The sequence below is a fragment of the Kitasatospora sp. NBC_01266 genome (assembly GCF_036242395.1).
Classification (GTDB): domain Bacteria; phylum Actinomycetota; class Actinomycetes; order Streptomycetales; family Streptomycetaceae; genus Kitasatospora.
In genome coordinates, this window is sequence record NZ_CP108458.1 from 2,420,076 (window position 1) to 2,436,209 (window position 16,134).

General features: G+C 73.2%; 20 protein-coding genes. 2 read left to right on the forward strand and 18 right to left on the reverse strand.

The window, feature by feature from the left end; all coding sequences use genetic code 11:
- Positions 1–54: 54 nt before the first annotated feature.
- The 10 genes from trpA to hisI form a co-directional block, all read right to left on the reverse strand.
- Positions 55–873, reverse strand: coding sequence for a tryptophan synthase subunit alpha (gene trpA, locus OG403_RS10065; protein WP_329563307.1), 819 nt, complete (start codon positions 871–873; stop codon positions 55–57).
- Entirely contained in the window at positions 870–2,108 is a 1,239-nt protein-coding gene (gene trpB / locus OG403_RS10070) for a tryptophan synthase subunit beta (RefSeq protein ID WP_329563308.1), read from the reverse strand. The genes trpA and trpB overlap by 4 nt, the downstream gene beginning before the upstream one ends.
- Before the next feature lie 60 nt (positions 2,109–2,168).
- Positions 2,169–2,321 (reverse strand): tryptophan biosynthesis modulator TrpM, encoded by a 153-nt coding sequence (gene trpM / locus OG403_RS36690; protein WP_442910891.1) that lies wholly within the window; start codon positions 2,319–2,321, stop codon positions 2,169–2,171.
- A 14-nt stretch (positions 2,322–2,335) separates the two neighbouring features.
- Entirely contained in the window at positions 2,336–3,145 is an 810-nt protein-coding gene (gene trpC / locus OG403_RS10075; RefSeq protein WP_329563309.1) for an indole-3-glycerol phosphate synthase TrpC, read from the reverse strand.
- Positions 3,146–3,339: 194 nt separating this feature from the next.
- Positions 3,340–3,780, reverse strand: a complete 441-nt coding sequence (locus OG403_RS10080; RefSeq protein ID WP_329563311.1) for a DUF2752 domain-containing protein — start codon at positions 3,778–3,780, stop codon at positions 3,340–3,342.
- 164 nt (positions 3,781–3,944) lie between these two features.
- The gene (locus OG403_RS10085) at positions 3,945–4,238 is read right to left on the reverse strand and encodes an HGxxPAAW family protein (protein ID WP_329563313.1); all 294 of its coding nucleotides are present in this window, start codon (positions 4,236–4,238) and stop codon (positions 3,945–3,947) included.
- A 155-nt stretch (positions 4,239–4,393) separates the two neighbouring features.
- Positions 4,394–5,005: a TIGR02234 family membrane protein gene (locus tag OG403_RS10090; RefSeq protein ID WP_329563314.1), complete on the reverse strand. Its 612-nt coding sequence runs from the start codon at positions 5,003–5,005 to the stop codon at positions 4,394–4,396.
- A gap of 48 nt (positions 5,006–5,053) precedes the next feature.
- Positions 5,054–5,605 carry a Uma2 family endonuclease gene (locus tag OG403_RS10095; RefSeq protein ID WP_329563315.1) on the reverse strand — a complete coding sequence of 184 codons (552 nt, stop codon included), beginning with the start codon at positions 5,603–5,605 and terminating at the stop codon, positions 5,054–5,056.
- 40 nt (positions 5,606–5,645) lie between these two features.
- On the reverse strand, positions 5,646–7,163 hold the full coding sequence (locus OG403_RS10100) for an anthranilate synthase component I (RefSeq protein ID WP_329563316.1): 1,518 nt from the start codon (positions 7,161–7,163) through the stop codon (positions 5,646–5,648).
- A gap of 77 nt (positions 7,164–7,240) precedes the next feature.
- Complete coding sequence (gene hisI, locus OG403_RS10105; RefSeq protein WP_329563317.1) at positions 7,241–7,624, reverse strand: phosphoribosyl-AMP cyclohydrolase; 384 nt, start codon at positions 7,622–7,624, stop codon at positions 7,241–7,243.
- Positions 7,625–7,733: 109 nt separating this feature from the next.
- On the opposite strand from hisI, the gene OG403_RS10110 reads away from it, so the two are divergent.
- Positions 7,734–8,279 carry a hypothetical protein gene (locus OG403_RS10110; RefSeq protein ID WP_329563318.1) on the forward strand — a complete coding sequence of 182 codons (546 nt, stop codon included), beginning with the start codon at positions 7,734–7,736 and terminating at the stop codon, positions 8,277–8,279.
- 25 nt (positions 8,280–8,304) lie between these two features.
- Here OG403_RS10110 and hisF read toward each other — a convergent pair whose 3' ends face one another.
- Genes hisF through hisD form a run of 8 tightly spaced genes read right to left on the reverse strand, consistent with a single transcriptional unit; the run spans position 8,305 to position 14,127 of the window.
- Entirely contained in the window at positions 8,305–9,075 is a 771-nt protein-coding gene (gene hisF / locus OG403_RS10115) for an imidazole glycerol phosphate synthase subunit HisF (RefSeq protein WP_329563319.1), read from the reverse strand.
- Positions 9,072–9,500 carry a Rid family hydrolase gene (locus OG403_RS10120; RefSeq protein ID WP_329563321.1) on the reverse strand — a complete coding sequence of 143 codons (429 nt, stop codon included), beginning with the start codon at positions 9,498–9,500 and terminating at the stop codon, positions 9,072–9,074. Before OG403_RS10120 ends, hisF begins: the two co-directional genes overlap by 4 nt.
- Entirely contained in the window at positions 9,500–10,222 is a 723-nt protein-coding gene (priA, locus tag OG403_RS10125) for a bifunctional 1-(5-phosphoribosyl)-5-((5-phosphoribosylamino)methylideneamino)imidazole-4-carboxamide isomerase/phosphoribosylanthranilate isomerase PriA (protein WP_329563323.1), read from the reverse strand. Before priA ends, OG403_RS10120 begins: the two co-directional genes overlap by 1 nt.
- A 44-nt stretch (positions 10,223–10,266) precedes the next feature.
- Complete coding sequence (gene hisH, locus OG403_RS10130) at positions 10,267–10,902, reverse strand: imidazole glycerol phosphate synthase subunit HisH (RefSeq protein ID WP_329563325.1); 636 nt, start codon at positions 10,900–10,902, stop codon at positions 10,267–10,269.
- Positions 10,903–10,932: 30 nt separating this feature from the next.
- Complete coding sequence (locus OG403_RS10135) at positions 10,933–11,082, reverse strand: hypothetical protein (protein WP_329572724.1); 150 nt, start codon at positions 11,080–11,082, stop codon at positions 10,933–10,935.
- The gene (hisB, locus tag OG403_RS10140; protein ID WP_329563327.1) at positions 11,079–11,678 is read right to left on the reverse strand and encodes an imidazoleglycerol-phosphate dehydratase HisB; all 600 of its coding nucleotides are present in this window, start codon (positions 11,676–11,678) and stop codon (positions 11,079–11,081) included. Before hisB ends, OG403_RS10135 begins: the two co-directional genes overlap by 4 nt.
- A complete protein-coding gene (locus OG403_RS10145) occupies positions 11,678–12,796 on the reverse strand; it encodes a histidinol-phosphate transaminase (RefSeq protein WP_329563329.1) in 1,119 nt (372 codons plus the stop codon). The genes hisB and OG403_RS10145 overlap by 1 nt, the downstream gene beginning before the upstream one ends.
- Positions 12,793–14,127: a histidinol dehydrogenase gene (hisD, locus tag OG403_RS10150; protein ID WP_329563331.1), complete on the reverse strand. Its 1,335-nt coding sequence runs from the start codon at positions 14,125–14,127 to the stop codon at positions 12,793–12,795. Before hisD ends, OG403_RS10145 begins: the two co-directional genes overlap by 4 nt.
- A 172-nt stretch (positions 14,128–14,299) precedes the next feature.
- Here hisD and OG403_RS10155 point away from each other — a divergent pair, with 172 nt between their 5' ends.
- A complete protein-coding gene (locus OG403_RS10155; RefSeq protein ID WP_329563333.1) occupies positions 14,300–16,132 on the forward strand; it encodes an oxidoreductase in 1,833 nt (610 codons plus the stop codon).
- Positions 16,133–16,134 lie beyond the last annotated feature (2 nt).

The window sequence follows — 16,134 nt, forward strand, 5'->3', positions numbered from 1 at the left end:
TCCGCCACCTCGGGTGAGGTGGCGGACCGTCAGAACGGCAGGGGTGCCAGGGGCTCAGCGCCGGCGCACGCCCTCGGCGAGGTCGGCGGCCAGCTCGCGCACGGCCGCGAGCGCGGCCCGCTCGTCGCCGTCCGCGTCCAGGATCCGCTGGACGAACGCCGAACCGACGATCACCCCGTCGGCGAAGCCGGCCACCTGCGCGGCCTGCGCCGCCGTGGAGACCCCCAGGCCCACGCAGACGGGCAGCCCGGTGGTGGCCCGGGTGCGGGCGACCAGGTCCTCGGCCAGCTCGCCGACCTGGGCCCGGCTGCCGGTCACGCCCATCACCGCGGCCGCGTAGACGAAGCCGCTGCCGGCCGCGGTGACCTCGGCCAGCCGCTTGTCCTGGCTGCTGGGGGCGACCACGAAGACGGTGTCCAGACCGTTCTCGGCGGCCGCCGCGCGCCAGGGCCCGGACTCCTCCACCGGCAGGTCGGGCAGGATCACGCCCGCTCCCCCGGCGGCGGCCAGGTCAGCGGCGAACCGGGCGACGCCGTAGCGGTCCACCGGGTTCCAGTAGGTCATCACCAGCACGGCGGCCTCGGGATGCGCCCCGGCCACCTCCTGCACGGTGCGCAGCACGTCCTTGATCCGCACCCCGCCGCGCAGCGCGATGTCGTCGGCGGTCTGGATGGTCGGGCCGTCCAGCACCGGGTCGGAGTGCGGCAGGCCGACCTCGACGATGTCGCAGCCGCCCTCCAGCAGCGCGTTGATCGTCCGGATCCCGCCGTCCACGCTCGGGAAGCCGGCCGGCAGGTAGCCGACCAGGGCGGCGCGGTTCGCGGCCTTGGCGGCGGCGAGGACGCCGCTCAGCTTGCTCGACTCGGCGGTCATCGGGTCTCCCCCTGGGCAGCGGCGTCGTCGTAGAGGCCGAAGTACTGGGCGGCGGTGTGCATGTCCTTGTCGCCGCGCCCGGAGAGGCTGACCAGGATGGTGGCGTCCGGGCCGAGTTCGCGGCCCAGGTCGAGCGCGCCGGCCAGCGCGTGGGCGCTCTCGATGGCCGGGATGATGCCCTCGGTGCGCGACAGCAGGCGCAGCGCCTGCATGGCGGCGTCATCGGTGACCGGGCGGTACTCGGCCCGACCGGTGTCCTTGAGCCAGGCGTGCTCGGGGCCGACCCCCGGGTAGTCCAGACCCGCCGAGATGGAGTGGCTCTCGATGGTCTGGCCGTCCTCGTCCTGCAGCACGTAGGTGCGGGCGCCGTGCAGCACGCCCGGGTCGCCCTTGGTCAGGGTGGCCGCGTGGCGCGGGGTCTCGGCGCCCTCGCCGGCCGCCTCGCAGCCGATCAGGCGCACACCCGCGTCCGGGATGAACTCGTGGAAGATGCCCATCGCGTTGGAGCCGCCGCCGACGCAGGCGACCACGGCGTCCGGCAGCCGGCCGGTGCGCTCCAGTACCTGCGCGCGGGCCTCGATGCCGATCACCCGGTGGAAGTCGCGGACCATGGCCGGGAACGGGTGCGGTCCGGCCACCGTGCCGAACAGGTAGTGGGTGCTGTCGACGTTGGCCACCCAGTCGCGGAAGGCCTCGTTGATGGCGTCCTTGAGGGTGCGGCTGCCGGACTTGACGGCCACCACCTCGGCGCCGAGCATCCGCATCCGGGCCACGTTGAGCGCCTGGCGCTCGGTGTCGACCTCGCCCATATAGATGGTGCAGTCGAAGCCGAAGAGCGCGCAGGCGGTGGCGGTGGCCACGCCGTGCTGGCCGGCGCCGGTCTCGGCGATGATCCGGGTCTTGCCCATCCGGCGGGTGAGCAGCGCCTGGCCGAGGACGTTGTTGATCTTGTGCGAGCCGGTGTGGTTGAGGTCCTCGCGCTTGAGCAGCACCCGCGCGCCGCCGGCCTCGGCGGAGAAGCGGTGCACGTCGGTGAGCGGGCTCGGGCGGCCGGTGTAGTCCTTGAGCAGCAGGTCCAGCTCGGCGATGAAGGCCGGGTCGTGCTTGGCCTTCTCGTACTCGTCGGCGACCTGCTCGACGGCGGCGATCAGCGCCTCGGGGATGAAGCGGCCGCCGTAGGCACCGAAGTAACCCCGGGCGTCGGGGACCTGAGGGCCGGTCGGATTTTCGGACATTTCGGGCACGTGGCATCCAGGTGTGATGGTGAACGGACGAGCGGGCGAACGGGGCGGAACTCAGCCCTGCGTCGTCCGTCGCCATCGGCGTCCCGGCACCTGGCCGGGCTCGCAGCCGATCACGTACCGCACCCGGCGTCCCAGCACCCGGCGCGCGGGGGCGCGGCAGCCGCGCGGGCGGCAGCCCGGGGCAAGGCGGGGGGCGAGGGCCATCAGATCGTCCTGCCTCAGCCCTTGTTGTGACGCAGGGCCGGGTGCGCGCCGGCCGCGACCAGGTCGGCGACGGCCGCCTTCGGGTCCCTGCCGGTCACCAGCGACTCGCCGACCAGCACCGCGTCGGCGCCCTGGTTGGCGTAGGCGATCAGGTCGTGCGGCCCGCGCACCCCGGACTCGGCGACCTTGACGATGCTGTCCGGGATCGCGTGCACCACGTTCTCGAAGGTGTCGCGGTGCACCTCGAGGGTCTTCAGGTTGCGGGCGTTGACGCCGATGATCCGCGCGCCGGCGTCCACCGCGCGGCGGATCTCCTCCTCGTCGTGCACCTCGACCAGCGGGGTCAGCCCGATCGACTCGGCCCGCTCGATCAGCGAGACCAGGGCCGGCTGCTCCAGCGCGGCCACGATCAGCAGCGCGAGGTCGGCGCCGTGCGCGCGGGCCTCCCAGAGCTGGTAGGCGGTGACGATGAAGTCCTTGCGCAGCAGCGGGGTGTCCACGGCCGCCCGGACCTCGTCCAGGTCGGCCAGCGAGCCGCCGAACCGGCGCCGCTCGGTGAGCACGCTGATCGCGGCGGCGCCGCCGGCCGCGTAGTCCACGGCCAGCGCGGCCGGGTCGGCGATCGCGGCCAGCGCGCCCTTGGACGGGCTGGAGCGCTTGACCTCGCAGATCACCCGGACGCCCTCGCCGCGCAGCGCGGCCACGCCGTCCTTGGCGTCCGGCGCCTTGGCCGCCAGTTCCTTCAGCTCGTCCAGGGTGACCCGGGCCTGCCGCTCCGCGAGGTCCTCGCGGACCCCGTCGATGATCTCGTCGAGCACGCTCATGAGCGGGTGGCCCCTATCGAATCTGATAGCTGGATGGTGCCGCCGACAGCGCGAACCCGGACGGACGCGCCCCCTGCGACGCTGTCGATGGTATCGGCACCGGGGCGCACGGGGCGCATCCGCCCGGCGCGCGTCTCGCGGAGCGGAACGGCTACCGGGCAGGTCACGGGCCCTGTGCCCGCCGGTCGGGCCGCTCAGACCAGCGGCGGGGCCAGGCCGGCGCCGCCCGGCAGGTTGCGCACCACCGTGAAGGCGAGCAGCACCAGCAGCACCGCGACCAGCCGCCCGCGGGTCATCACCAGCTGCGGCGGGCGCCCGCCGGTCGCCGCCGACCAGAGCCAGCGCACCCAGAGCACCCCGAGCACCGCGAAGAGCGCGACGGCGAGCAGATTGTCATGGCAGGCGGTGGTCAGCTCGCCGCGGCTCAGCGCGTGCACGCAGCGCAGCCCGCCGCACCCCGGGCACCACCAGCCGGTGGCCTGGAGGAAGGGGCAGGTCGGATAGTGGCCCGGGGCGTTCGGGTCCACCGCCGAGACGTACAGGGTGGGCAGCGCGACGGCGGCGAGCGCCGTGAGCGGACGGGCGATGCGGCGCAGGACGGGCGGGGCACCGGCCGGGGTGCTGGGGGCGGTCACGGTGCTGATTGTGCCCCCGTTCGGAGGGCTGACGCGTTACGCCGCGCGGGTGGCGGCGGGCGCCGGGGGCGCGCTGCGGCGCAAGGCCGCGCAAGCACGCGGACCGGGGCGCCCGGCCGCTGGGGTCCGGGCGCCCCGGTCCGGGGCGATCAGCAGGTGCCGCGTCAGTGGGCGGCGACGGGGGCGGCGTCCGCCGTGACGGCGACCTCGGCCTTGGCGGCGGCCTTGGCGCGCGCCTCGGCGATGACGGTGGCCGTCGTGGTGTTCGGGACCCTGCCCATGCCCGCCATCGACATCGCCTTGCCGACCACGCCGCCGGCCAGGATGACGGCGACGCCGACCCAGAAGATCGGCACCGCAGCCATGATCATCGCGGCACCGCTGACGCAGAAACCGACGAAGATGATGGCCGACCCGGTCCAGGCGGCGGGGGTGTGTCCGTGGGCTTGCGACGACATCTGGGTGCTCCTTGGTTCTACGGTCCTACCGGGGGTCGGTGCCGGCCTCGGCGGAGTGTCACCCTCCATTGTTGCGGACGCCTCTCGGCGTCCCAAAGCCGGGTCCGGGTGAGGACGGTCACGGTTGACGGCGCCCGCACCCGGGAAGCGCGGGTTCACACGACGGTCGGGTCCTCGCCGCGGTCCAGTGCCTTCCACAGCTCGGCCGGGCTGTTCGCGACGCCGGCCGGCTTGGCCTTGGCGGCCGACTTGGCCTCCGGGGCGTCGTAGCGGCTGCCCATGCTCGGCCAGGCCCGCCCGCGCAGCACGGTGAGCACCCCGGCCGCGGCCAGCAGCAGGCCGCCGACCAGCGCCACCCACGGCCAGGCGGTGTGGCTGACGTGCTCCGCGGTGGTGCCGAGCAGCCCGAGCTTCTTGGCCGCCTCGCTGTCCAGCGCGGCACTGTCCGAGGTGCCCAGTGCGGCCGCGATCGCCGCGCCCAGCCCCGCCAGCGTCACCAGCGCGCCGACCAGGTACCGCCCGACCCCGCGCACCGCGAAGATCGCCACCGCCGAGGCCAGCCCGACCAGCGCCATCGCCTGCGGCAGCCCGGAGACCTCGCTGCCGGGCGCGGTCACCGGCAGCCCCTTGATCTGCCCCTCGGACCAGGTCCGCCCCACCGCCCAGAGCACCAGCGTCGCCCCACCCACGGTGAGCAGCAGCATCAGGACGAGGCTGCGCCGATCGGCGGCGGAACGGTCGGCGGCGGGCGGCGGTGTGGCAGTCATCCGTCCACTATCCCCCGCGATGCTGCCGAGCCCCGCACCGGGTCACCCTCAGTCGCGGGGGAAGCCGTCGGTCTTGACGACGATCGTGCGGCCGTCGAGAGCCAGCACCAGGTCCTCGCCGAAGGGGACGGGCTCGCTCGCCTCGTACCGGCCGCCCTGCGGTGAGCTGTGCAGGGTGCAGATGGCGGTGGACGGATCGATGACCACGTAGACCGGGATGCCGCATTCGGCGTAGAGCGCGAGCTTCTTGACGAAGTCGTTGTCCTGGTTGGACTTCGAGACGACCTCGAGGACCGCCTCCAGGTCGTGCCACTCGTAGCGGCCCCGGCCGTTGAGCTCCGCGCCGGGGGCGACGACCGCGAGGTCGGGGGCGTAGCCGTACAGGCTGGACGGGAAGTCCACCATGACGTCGGAGATGTAGTCACCCCGCTCGGCCAGCTGGTCCTCGATCTGCCGGGCCGCCTTGAAGATGACCTTCATCTGGGTCAGACCCTGAGGCGTCATGATGATCTTCCCGTCCGTGATCTCGACGTGGTAGCCACGCGGAAAGTCGACGGCCTCGTGCACATCCCAGGCGCTCTCGGTCGACATCGCGGTCATCCCCGCCACCTCCCTGTGAGACACGACGATCCGGCGTCCCTCACGATACCGGCGCCCGCAGCGTGTTGGCCGTGGCGACGGCGCGCAGCACGGCGGCGGCCTTGTTGCGGCACTCGGTGTCCTCGCTCGCCGGGTCGGAGTCGGCGACCACGCCCGCGCCGGCCTGGACGTAGGCGGTGCCGTCCCGCAGCACGGCGGTGCGGATGGCGATGGCGGTGTCGGAGTCGCCGGCGAAGTCCAGGTAGCCCACGCAGCCGCCGTAGAGGCCGCGGCGGGTGGGCTCGAGCTCCTCGATGATCCGCATCGCGCGGGGCTTGGGCGCGCCGGAGAGGGTGCCGGCCGGGAAGCAGGCGGTGAGCACGTCGAAGGCGGTGCGGCCGTCGGCGACCTGGCCGGTGACGGTGGAGACGATGTGCATCACGTGGCTGTAGCGCTCGACCGACATGAAGTCGACCACCTCGACGCTGCCCGGGGTGCAGACCCGGCCCAGGTCGTTGCGGCCCAGGTCGACCAGCATCAGGTGCTCGGCCCGCTCCTTGGGGTCGGCGAGCAGCTCGGCGGCCAGCTCGGCGTCCTCCTGCGGGGTGGCGCCGCGGTGCCGGGTGCCGGCGATCGGGTGGACCATCGCCTGCCGCCCGGTCACCTTGACCAGCGCCTCCGGGCTGGAGCCGACCACGTCGAAGCCGCCCTCGGCCTCGCCGTCCGGGCCCGGGAAGCGGAACAGGTACATGTACGGGCTGGGGTTGGTGGTGCGCAGCACCCGGTAGACGTCGAGCGCGGAGGCGGGGCAGGGCGCCTCGAAGCGCTGCGAGGGGACCACCTGGAAGGCCTCGCCGGCCCGGATCCGCTCCTTGACCTGCTCGACGGCGGCCCGGTACGGCGCCCCGCCGAAGGGTGACACGGCGTCAGCGGCGGTGGGGGTGAAGGTGGCCAGGCCCGGCTCGACCGGCTTGGCCAGCTCCGCCTCCATCGCGTCCAGCCGGGCCACCGCGTCGGCGTAGGCCTCGTCGACGCCGCTGGCCAGGTCGTTGTGGTTGACCGCGTTGGCGATCAGCAGCACGCTGCCGTCCACGTGGTCGAGCACCGCGAGGTCGGTGGCGAGCATCATGGTGAGCTCGGGCAGCCGCAGGTCGTCCGGGGTGAGGTCGGGCAGCTTCTCCAGGCGGCGGACGATGTCGTAGCCGAGGTAGCCGACCAGGCCGCCGGTGAGCGGGGGCAGCCCGTCGTCGCTGTGCCGGGGGGTGTGCAGGGCGGCCAGGGTGGCGCGCAGCACCTCCAGCGGGTCGCCCTCGCGCGGGATGCCGACCGGCGGGGTGCCCAGCCAGCGGGCCGCGCCGTCCGGGCCGACGGTCAGGGTGGCCGCGCCGTGCACGCCGACGAAGGAGTAGCGCGACCAACTGCGGCCCTGCTCGGCCGACTCCAGCAGGAAGGTGCCCGGCCGCTCGCCCGCCAGGCTGCGGTACAGGCCGATCGGCGTGAGGCCGTCCGCCAGGAGCCGGCGGGTGACCGGGATGACCCGGGTGTCGGCGGCGAGCTTGCGGAAGGCTTCGAGATCCATCTGGCGGGCACCGATCTGTCTAGGCGGGAAGGAGCGTCGAGGAGGGATCAGCGGGACGTCGGCCGGGCGACGGGTCGTCAGCCGGGCAGCAGGACGTCCTCGTCGAAGCAGGTCCGGGCGCCGGTGTGGCAGGCGGCGCCGACCTGGTCGACCCGGACCAGCAGGGTGTCGCCGTCGCAGTCCAGCGCCACCGACTTCACGTGCTGGTAGTGGCCCGAGGTGTCGCCCTTCACCCAGTACTCGCTGCGGCTGCGGCTCCAGTAGGTGCAGCGCCCGGTGGTCAGGGTGCGGTGCAGGGCCTCGTCGTCCATCCAGCCGAGCATCAGCACCTCGCCGGTGTCGTACTGCTGGGCGATGGCGGGCAGCAGGCCGTCCTCGGTGCGCTTGAGGCGGGCCGCGACGGCCGGGTCGAGGGCGGTGCTGCCGGGGGCGGCGGGGACGGACGGCGGTACGGAAGACATGCCGACATTGTCGCAGGAACCGGGCGCCGGACGGGAACCCCCGCGATCTCTGGGACCAGTTGTGGCAACTGGGCCACGGGGCGGGCCCGCCTGCGGGATTCTGGTGCGCATGACCCAGCCCGCCCGCCGCACCGGCCCGTTGCTCGCACTCGCCGTCGTGCTGCTGCTCACCGCCGGCGCGGTGACGGCGGCACTGCTCTGGCCGGCCGCCAAGCACCCGGCCGCCGCGCCGCCGCCCAGGCCCGCCGCGCCCCCCTCGCCGAGCCCCTCGCCGTCGCCCTCCCCCAGCCCGAGCAAGCAGTTGCCCTACCCCTGGTACCCGGTGGGGAGCTGCCTGGACGACCCGCAGCTGAGCCCCGCGATCACCGCGCCGCAGGCCGCCGCGTGCGACCAGCCGCACGACGCGCAGTCGATCGGCAACCCGACGCTGCCCGACGGGCTCACCAAGGAGAGCCAGTTGGGCCTGGCCCTGGTGAAGGCCTGCCAGCCGGTGGCCGCCGCCTGGCAGGCGCAGCAGGGCGGCGGGACCTGGTACGCGCTGCAGTTGGAGCCGTCCCTGGCGTACTACCAGCAGGGCTACCGGGACGCGACCTGCCTGCTGGCCGCCTCCCGGAGCAAGGGCGGGCCGAAGCTGACCGCGCCGCTGAAGAACTGAGCCCGACCGGTCCGAGCCGGCGCCCTCAGCGCACCGGGTGCCCCGCCTCGCGCAGCGCCGTCTTCACGTCGCCGATCCGCAGGTCGCCGAAGTGGAAGACGGAGGCGGCCAGCACCGCGTCGGCGCCCGCCGCCACCGCCGGGGCGAAGTCGGCGAGCTTGCCGGCGCCGCCGGAGGCGATCACCGGGACGGCGACCCGCTCGCGCACCGCGCGGATCATCGCCAGGTCGTAGCCGTCCTTGGTGCCGTCCGCGTCCATCGAGTTGAGCAGGATCTCGCCCGCGCCCAACTCGGCGGCGCGCTCGGCCCATTCGACGGCGTCAAGGCCGGTGCCGCGGCGCCCGCCGTGGGTGGTCACCTCGAAGCCCGAAGGGGTCTCGGTGCCCGGCTGGACCCGCCGGGCGTCCACCGAGAGCACCAGTACCTGGCGGCCGAACCGCTCGGCGATCTCGCGGATCAGCTCGGGCCGGGCGATCGCGGCGGTGTTGACGCCGACCTTGTCGGCGCCGGCCCGCAGCAGCTTGTCGACGTCCTCGACGGCCCGGATGCCGCCGCCCACGGTGAGCGGGATGAAGACCTGCTCGGCGGTGCGGCGCACCACGTCGTAGGTGGTCTCCCGGTCGCCGGACGAGGCGGTGATGTCCAGGAAGGTCAACTCGTCGGCGCCCTGGGCGTCGTAGGCACGCGCCAGCTCCACCGGGTCACCGGCGTCGCGCAGGTTCTGGAAGTTGACGCCCTTGACCACCCGGCCCGCGTCCACGTCCAGGCAGGGGATCACACGTACCGCGAGCGTCACTGCTTTCCTTCCAGGGTCTGCGCCAGTCCGGCGCGGTAGGCGTCGAGTTCGACCTCGACCATCATCCGGGAGTCGATCAGCCCGTCGACCACCACCATGGTGGCCACCGGGCGGACCGCGTCGAAGAGCTGCTTGTGCGCCCGGCCGACCTCGTCGGCGTCGCGCAGATGGCTGATGTACATCCGGGTGCGGACCACGTCGTCCGCCGTCAGGCCGTATGCGGCGAGGGCTTCGAGGCCGACCCCGAAGGCGCTCAGGGCCTGGCTGAAGGGGTCGCCCTCGCCCTCGATCCGGCCGTTGACCCAGGCGGTGCAGCCGCCCACGTACACCTGGTCGCCGACCAGGACGGCCCGCGCGAAGCCGAACTCCTCCTCCCAGGGGGAGAAGCCGGAGACCCTGCCGCGTACGATCTGACGGTCCGTCACTAGGACACAGCCTCCAGGGCCTCTTCGAGGGTGAACTTCTGCTCGTAGAGGGCCTTGCCCACAATCGAGCCCTCGACACCTTCGGGCACCAGGGTGGCGATCGCGCGCAGGTCGTCCAGTGAGGAGACCCCGCCGGAGGCGACCACCGGGCGGTCGGTGCGGGCGCAGACGTCGTGCAGCAGCTGCAGGTTGGGGCCGGTCAGGGTGCCGTCCCGGTTGACGTCGGTGACCACGTAGCGGGCGCAGCCCTCGGCGTCCAGGCGGGCCATCACCTCGTAGAGGTCGCCGCCGTCCTTGGTCCAGCCGCGACCGCGCAGCGTGGTGCCGACCACGTCCAGGCCGACCGCGATCTTGTCGCCGTGCTCGGCGATCACCTTGGCCACCCACTCGGGGCTCTCCAGCGCGGCGGTGCCCAGGTTGACCCGGGTGCAGCCGGTGGCCAGCGCGGCGGCCAGCGAGGCGTCGTCGCGGATGCCGCCGGAGAGCTCGACCTTGATGTCGAGGCGCCCGGTGACCTCGCGCAGCAGCTCGCGGTTGTCGCCGGTGCCGAAGGCGGCGTCCAGGTCGACCAGGTGCAGCCACTCGGCGCCGGCGTTCTGCCAGGCCAGCGCGGCGGCCAGCGGCTCGCCGAAGGAGGTCTCGGTGCCGGAGGCGCCCTTGACCAGCCGCACGGCCTGGCCGTCGCGGACGTCGACGGCGGGGAGCAGTTCGAGGCGACTCATGAGGTACAACTTTCGTGAAACCAGCGGGACTTGACTGGCGGGATTTAGAGGGTGTCGACCCAGTTGGTCAGCAGCGCGGCGCCGGCGTCGCCGGACTTCTCGGGGTGGAACTGGGTGGCCCAGAGCGGGCCGTTCTCGACCGCCGCGACGAACGGCTCGCCATGGGTGGTCCAACTGACCAGCGGGGCGTGGATCTTGTCGTTGGTGATCTCCAGCTCCCAGCGCCGCACCCCGTAGGAGTGCACGAAGTAGAACCGGGTCTCGGGGTCGAGGCCGGCGAAGAGCCGGCTGCGCTCGGGCCAGGAGACCGTGTTCCAGCCCATGTGCGGGATGACCGGCGCGTCCAGCGGCTCGACCGTGCCGGGCCACTCGTCGCAGCCCGCCGTCTCCACCCCGTGCTCGACCCCGCGCTCGAAGAGGATCTGCATCCCCACGCAGATGCCCAGCACCGGACGGCCGCCGGCCAGCCGGCGGCCGATGATCCGATCGCCGCGCACTGCCTTCAGCCCGCGCATGCAGGCCTCGTAGGCACCGACTCCCGGCACCAGCAGGCCGTCCGCGTCCAGCGCCTGCTGGAAGTCGGAAGTCACCGTGACGCTGGCGCCGGTGCGCTCGACGGCCCGCTGCGCGGAGCGCAGGTTTCCTGATCCGTAGTCGAGGACCACGACGTTCTTGCCCATGATCGGGACAACTCCAGTGTCTAGGCGTGCTCAGAGGCGCATGACGCCGGCGGCCAGGCAGAACGCCGAGCTGAGGGCGAGCAGGACGATGACGCCCTTGGGCAGCTTCTGCTTCCAGAACGAGTACACGCCGCCGGCCAGGAAGAGGCCCACGACGATCATCACGGTGGCCGTGTTCACAGCGCGCCCTTCGTCGAGGGGAGGACGCCGGCCGCCTTCGCCCGCGGGTCGAACTCCGCGGCGTAGCGCAGCGCCCGGGCCAGCGCCTTGAACTGGCACTCCACGATGTGGTGCGCGTTGCGCCCGTAGGGGACGTGCACGTGCAGGGCTATCTGCGCCTGGGCGACGAAGGACTCCAGGATGTGCCGGGTCATCGTCACGTCGTAGCTGCCGATCATCGGCGCCATGTTCTCGGGCTCGCTGTGCACCAGGTACGGGCGGCCGGAGAGGTCGACGGTCACCTGGGCCAGCGACTCGTCCAGCGGGACGGTGCAGTTGCCGAACCGGTAGATGCCGGTCTTGTCGCCGAGCGCCTGCTTGAACGCGGCACCCAGCGCGAGGGCGGTGTCCTCGATCGTGTGGTGGGTGTCGATGTGCAGGTCACCCTCGGTCTTCACGGTGAGGTCGAAGAGACCGTGGCGGCCCAGCTGGTCGAGCATGTGGTCGTAGAACCCGACGCCCGTGGAGATGTCGGTCTGGCCGGTGCCGTCGAGATTGATCTCGACCAGGACCGTGGTCTCCTTCGTGGTGCGCTCAACGCGCCCGATGCGGGACATCAGTTCTTACAGCTCCTTGGTGACATTTCCTTGGTGACAGTGCGGACCGCGTCCAGGAAGGCGTCGTTCTCGGCGGGAGTGCCGGCCGTGACGCGCAGGTACCCGGGGACGCCGTTGTCGCGGATCAGCACGCCCTGGTCGAGGATCGCCTGCCAGACGGCACGCTGGTCCTCGAAGGTCCCGAACTGGATGAAGTTCGAGTCCGAGTCGGTGACGGTCAGGCCCATCGCCCGCAGCGCCTCGACCACCCGGTCGCGCTCGGCCTTGAGCCGCTGCACGTAGCCGAGCAGCGTGTCGGTGTGCTCCAGGCAGGCCAGCGCGGTCGCCTGGGTGACGGCCGAGAGGTGGTACGGCAGCCGGACCAGCTGCACGGCGTCCACCACGGCGCGGTCGGCGGCCAGGTAGCCCAGCCGCAGGCCGGCCGCGCCGAAGGCCTTGGACATGGTGCGGGTGACCACCAGCAGCGGGCGGCCCTCGATCAGCGGCAGCAGCGAGGCGCGGTGCGAGAACTCGACGTACGCCTCGTCCACGATCACCACGGTCGGCTTGACCGCCTGCGCGGCCTCGTAGAGCGCGAGCACGGTGTCGCGCTCCACGGCGGTGCCGGTCGGGTTGTTCGGCGAGCAGATGAAGAGCACGTCGGGGCGGTGCTCGGCGAGGGCCGCGATCGCCGCTTCGACGTCGATGGTGAAGTCGGCGTTGCGCGGCCCGGCGATCCAGCGGGTGCCGGTGCCCCGTGAGATCAGCTCGTGCATCTGGTAGGACGGCTCGAAGCCGAGCGCGCTGCGGCCCGGGCCGCCGAAGGTCTGCAGCAGCTGCTGGATGACCTCGTTGGAGCCGTTGGCCGCCCAGACCTGGCCGAGCTCCAGCGGGTGCCCGGTGGTGCCGGTCAGGTAGCGGGCCAGCTCGGTGCGGAGCTCGACGGCGTCGCGGTCCGGGTAGCGGTTGAGGCCGCGGGCGGCGTCGGCGACCCGCTCGGCGATCCGGGCCACCAGCGGCTCGGGCAGCTGGTAGGGGTTCTCGTTGGTGTTCAGCTGGACCGGGACGTCCAGCTGCGGGGCGCCGTAGGGCGACTGGCCGCGCAGCTCGTCCCGGACCGGCAGGTCGTCGATCTTCACGCGTTGGGGACCGTCCAGTCGCTGTGCTGCTCTAGTTCGCCTTCGGCAAAACGTGCGCGGATCGCATCGCCGTGACCCGGCAGGTCCTCGGCGTTGGCGAGGTTCACCACGTGCGCGGCGACGTCCGCCAGCGCCTCGCGGCTGTAGTCGATCACGTGGATGCCGCGCAGGAAGGACTGCACGGACAGGCCCGAGGAGTGGCAGGCGCAGCCGCCGGTGGGCAGCACGTGGTTGGAGCCGGCCGCATAGTCGCCCAGCGAGACCGGGGCGAACCGGCCCACGAAGATCGCGCCCGCGTTGCGCACCCGGGCGGCGACGGCGGCCGCGTCCCGGGTCTGGATCTCCAGGTGCTCGGCGGCGTAGGCGTTGGCCACGAGCAGGCCCTGCGCCAGGTCGTCCACCAGCACGGTGCCGGACTGCCGGCCGGTCAGCGCCGTGCTGACCCGCTCGCGGTGCTTGGTCTCGGCCACCTGCTTCACCAGTTCGGCGTCGACCGCGTCGGCCAGCGCGACCGAGTCGGTGACCAGCACGGAGGCGGCCATCGGGTCGTGCTCGGCCTGGCTGATCAGGTCGGCGGCCACCTCGGCGGGCACCGCGCTGTCGTCCGCCAGCACCATGATCTCGGTCGGCCCGGCCTCGGCGTCGATCCCGATCCGGCCCTTGAGCAGGCGCTTGGCGGAGGCCACGTAGATGTTGCCGGGCCCGGTGACCAGGTTGACCGGCGCGCACTCCTCGGTGCCGTAGGCGAACATCGCGACCGCCTGGGCACCGCCGACCGAGTACACCTCGGTGACGCCCAGCAGCGCGCAGGCCGCCAGGATCGCCGGGTGCACCTTGCCGCCGAAGTCCTTCTGCGGCGGCGAGGTGACCGCGATGCCCTGGACGCCGGCCTCCTGGGCGGGCACCACATTCATCACAACGGAGGACGGGTAGACGGCCAGGCCGCCCGGCACGTAGAGGCCGACCCGGTCCATCGGCACCCAGCGCTCGCTGACCGTGCCGCCCGGCACCACCTGGGTGGTGTGGTCGGTGCGGCGCTGCTCGCGGTGGACCAGCCGGGCCCGGCGGATCGACTCCTCCAGGGCGGCCCGGACCTTCGGGTCCAGGGTCTCCAGGGCGGCGGCGATCTCCGCCTCGGGCACCCGGGTGCTCGCCAGCGTGACGCCGTCGAAGCGCTCGGTGATCTCGATCAGCGCCGCGACCCCGCGATGGCGCACGTCCTCGCAGATCGGCCGCACCTTCTCCAGGGCGGCCTCCACGTCGAACTCGGCACGGGGCAGCAGATCGCGCGGGTCGCCGGTGGCGCCGCGCAGGTCGATTCGAGAGATCACACGGCCCAGTGTAAGGAGTGTCCGGAATGGGTGGCCCCGCATTTCAGTCCGTGATACGAACGCTGAGACGTCCGGCTGGTGGCGTCCAGGGGCCGGGGGACGCCGGGACGAACCGGGACGAACGGTGTTCCGGGGCGGCCGGCGCACCGGGATGAACGGGGGGACTGCCGCAATGACGGGGCTGCCGGGAATGGCGGGGGCGCAGGGGATGGCGGGGGCGCCGGAGGCGCCGGCGGACTGGAGCCCGGTCGAGCGGCGGCTGTGGGACGCCTTCCGGTGCGGCGCGGTCTGCGACCTGTCGGTCGGCGACCGGCACGCCGACGATCCGGCCGCCCCGGGCAGCTGGGGCCCGGAGCGGACCGTACGGGCCGGGGTGCTCGCACTGCTGCTGCTCGCCGGCCCCGCCGCCGTGCCGGGCACGGTGCGCGGCCTCAAGCTCACCGGCGCGCTGGTCACCGGGCGGTTCGACCTCGCGGGCGGCCGGATCACCGACTTCGTCGAGCTGCGCGCCTGCCGCTTCGACACCGGCGTGCTGCTCTCCGAGGCCCAGGCAGGTACCGTGCGCTTCGACGGCTGCTGGCTGCCCCGGCTGGACGGCTCCCGGCTGACCACCTCCGGCGACCTGGTGCTGGCCCGCTGCGTGGTGCCCTTCGGGGTGCGGCTGACCGACGCCCAGATCGGCACCGACCTGATCGTCAACTACCTGACGGCGGGCTGCGACCAGTACAAGCACGCGTTCTCGGCCGACGGCCTGACGGTCCACCAGGACTTCGAGGCCGACCGGCTGACCACCTACGGCGACCTGAGCCTGCGCACCGCCAAGGTCGGCGGCCGGCTCTCGCTGCGCGGCGCCGAGCTGCACGCCCGCCCCGGCCAGAGCAACTGCCTCAACGCGGCCCGGATCAACGTCGGCAGCACCTGCTACCTGACCGGCTGGCTGCCGCTCGGGCCGGTCCGGCCGCACCCCGGCACGCATCCGCTCGCGGTGCAGGGCGTCGTCTACAGCCTGCGCAACGGCGACCCGGGGCCGTTCTACCGCGCGCCGCAGAGCTCGGACCCGCGCGCCGAGGAGCCGCAGGCTCCGGATGCCCAGGACGCACCGCCGGTACCGGCGCCGCGCCCGGCCGCCGAGACCGGCGAGCCGATGGCGCAGGGCAGCGAGTTCGGCGACATGTACGCCCAGGGCTTCGGCGAGCCGGCCGCGCTCGGCAGCCGCACCCTGCCGTTCCGCGCCTTCGGCGGGGTCCGCCTGGAGGACGCCCGCTTCGAGTCCGCCTGCCTGATCACCAACGCCGAGTTCCACCTGGGCGAGGACCAGGAACTGTCGCTGCGCCGGATCCAGACCCCCGAACTGCGCTTCACCTGCCCGACCCCGCCCACCGGCACGGTCGCCCTCTCCCGGGCCCGGATCGGCAACCTGGTCGACTCCCCCGGCGCCTGGCCCACCAACCACCGGGTCCGGCTGACCGGCTTCGCCTACGAGAACCTGCGCCCGCCGGAGGGCACCGCCTTCACCATCGCCCAGCGGATCAGCTGGCTGGACCACGCGCTGGACGCCTACCACCCCGAGCCCTACGAGCAGTTGGCCGCCGCCCTGCGCCGCGACGGCCTCGACGAGGACGCCCGCGAGGTGCAGTACGCCAAGCAGCACCGCCGCAGTCAGAACCTGCCGCTGCTGAGCCGGTTCTGGTGCCGCTTCCAGGACATCACGGTGGGCTACGGCTACCGCCCGGGCCGGGCGGCGGCCTGGCTGGTCGCCGCCTGGCTGCTGGGCACCCTCTGGTTCGCCGGCCACCAGCCGCCACCGGTCAAGGTGGACGAACACCCGCACTGGAACGCCGCGCTGTACTCCGCCAGCCTGGTGCTGCCGATCGTCAACCTGGGCCAGGACGGCTGGGCACCGGCCGGCTTCAGCCAGTGGCTGAGCGCGGGGCTGGTGATGACCGGCTGGCTGCTGGCGACGACGGCGGTGACCGGCGCGACCCGCGTGCTGCAGCGGGGCTGAGG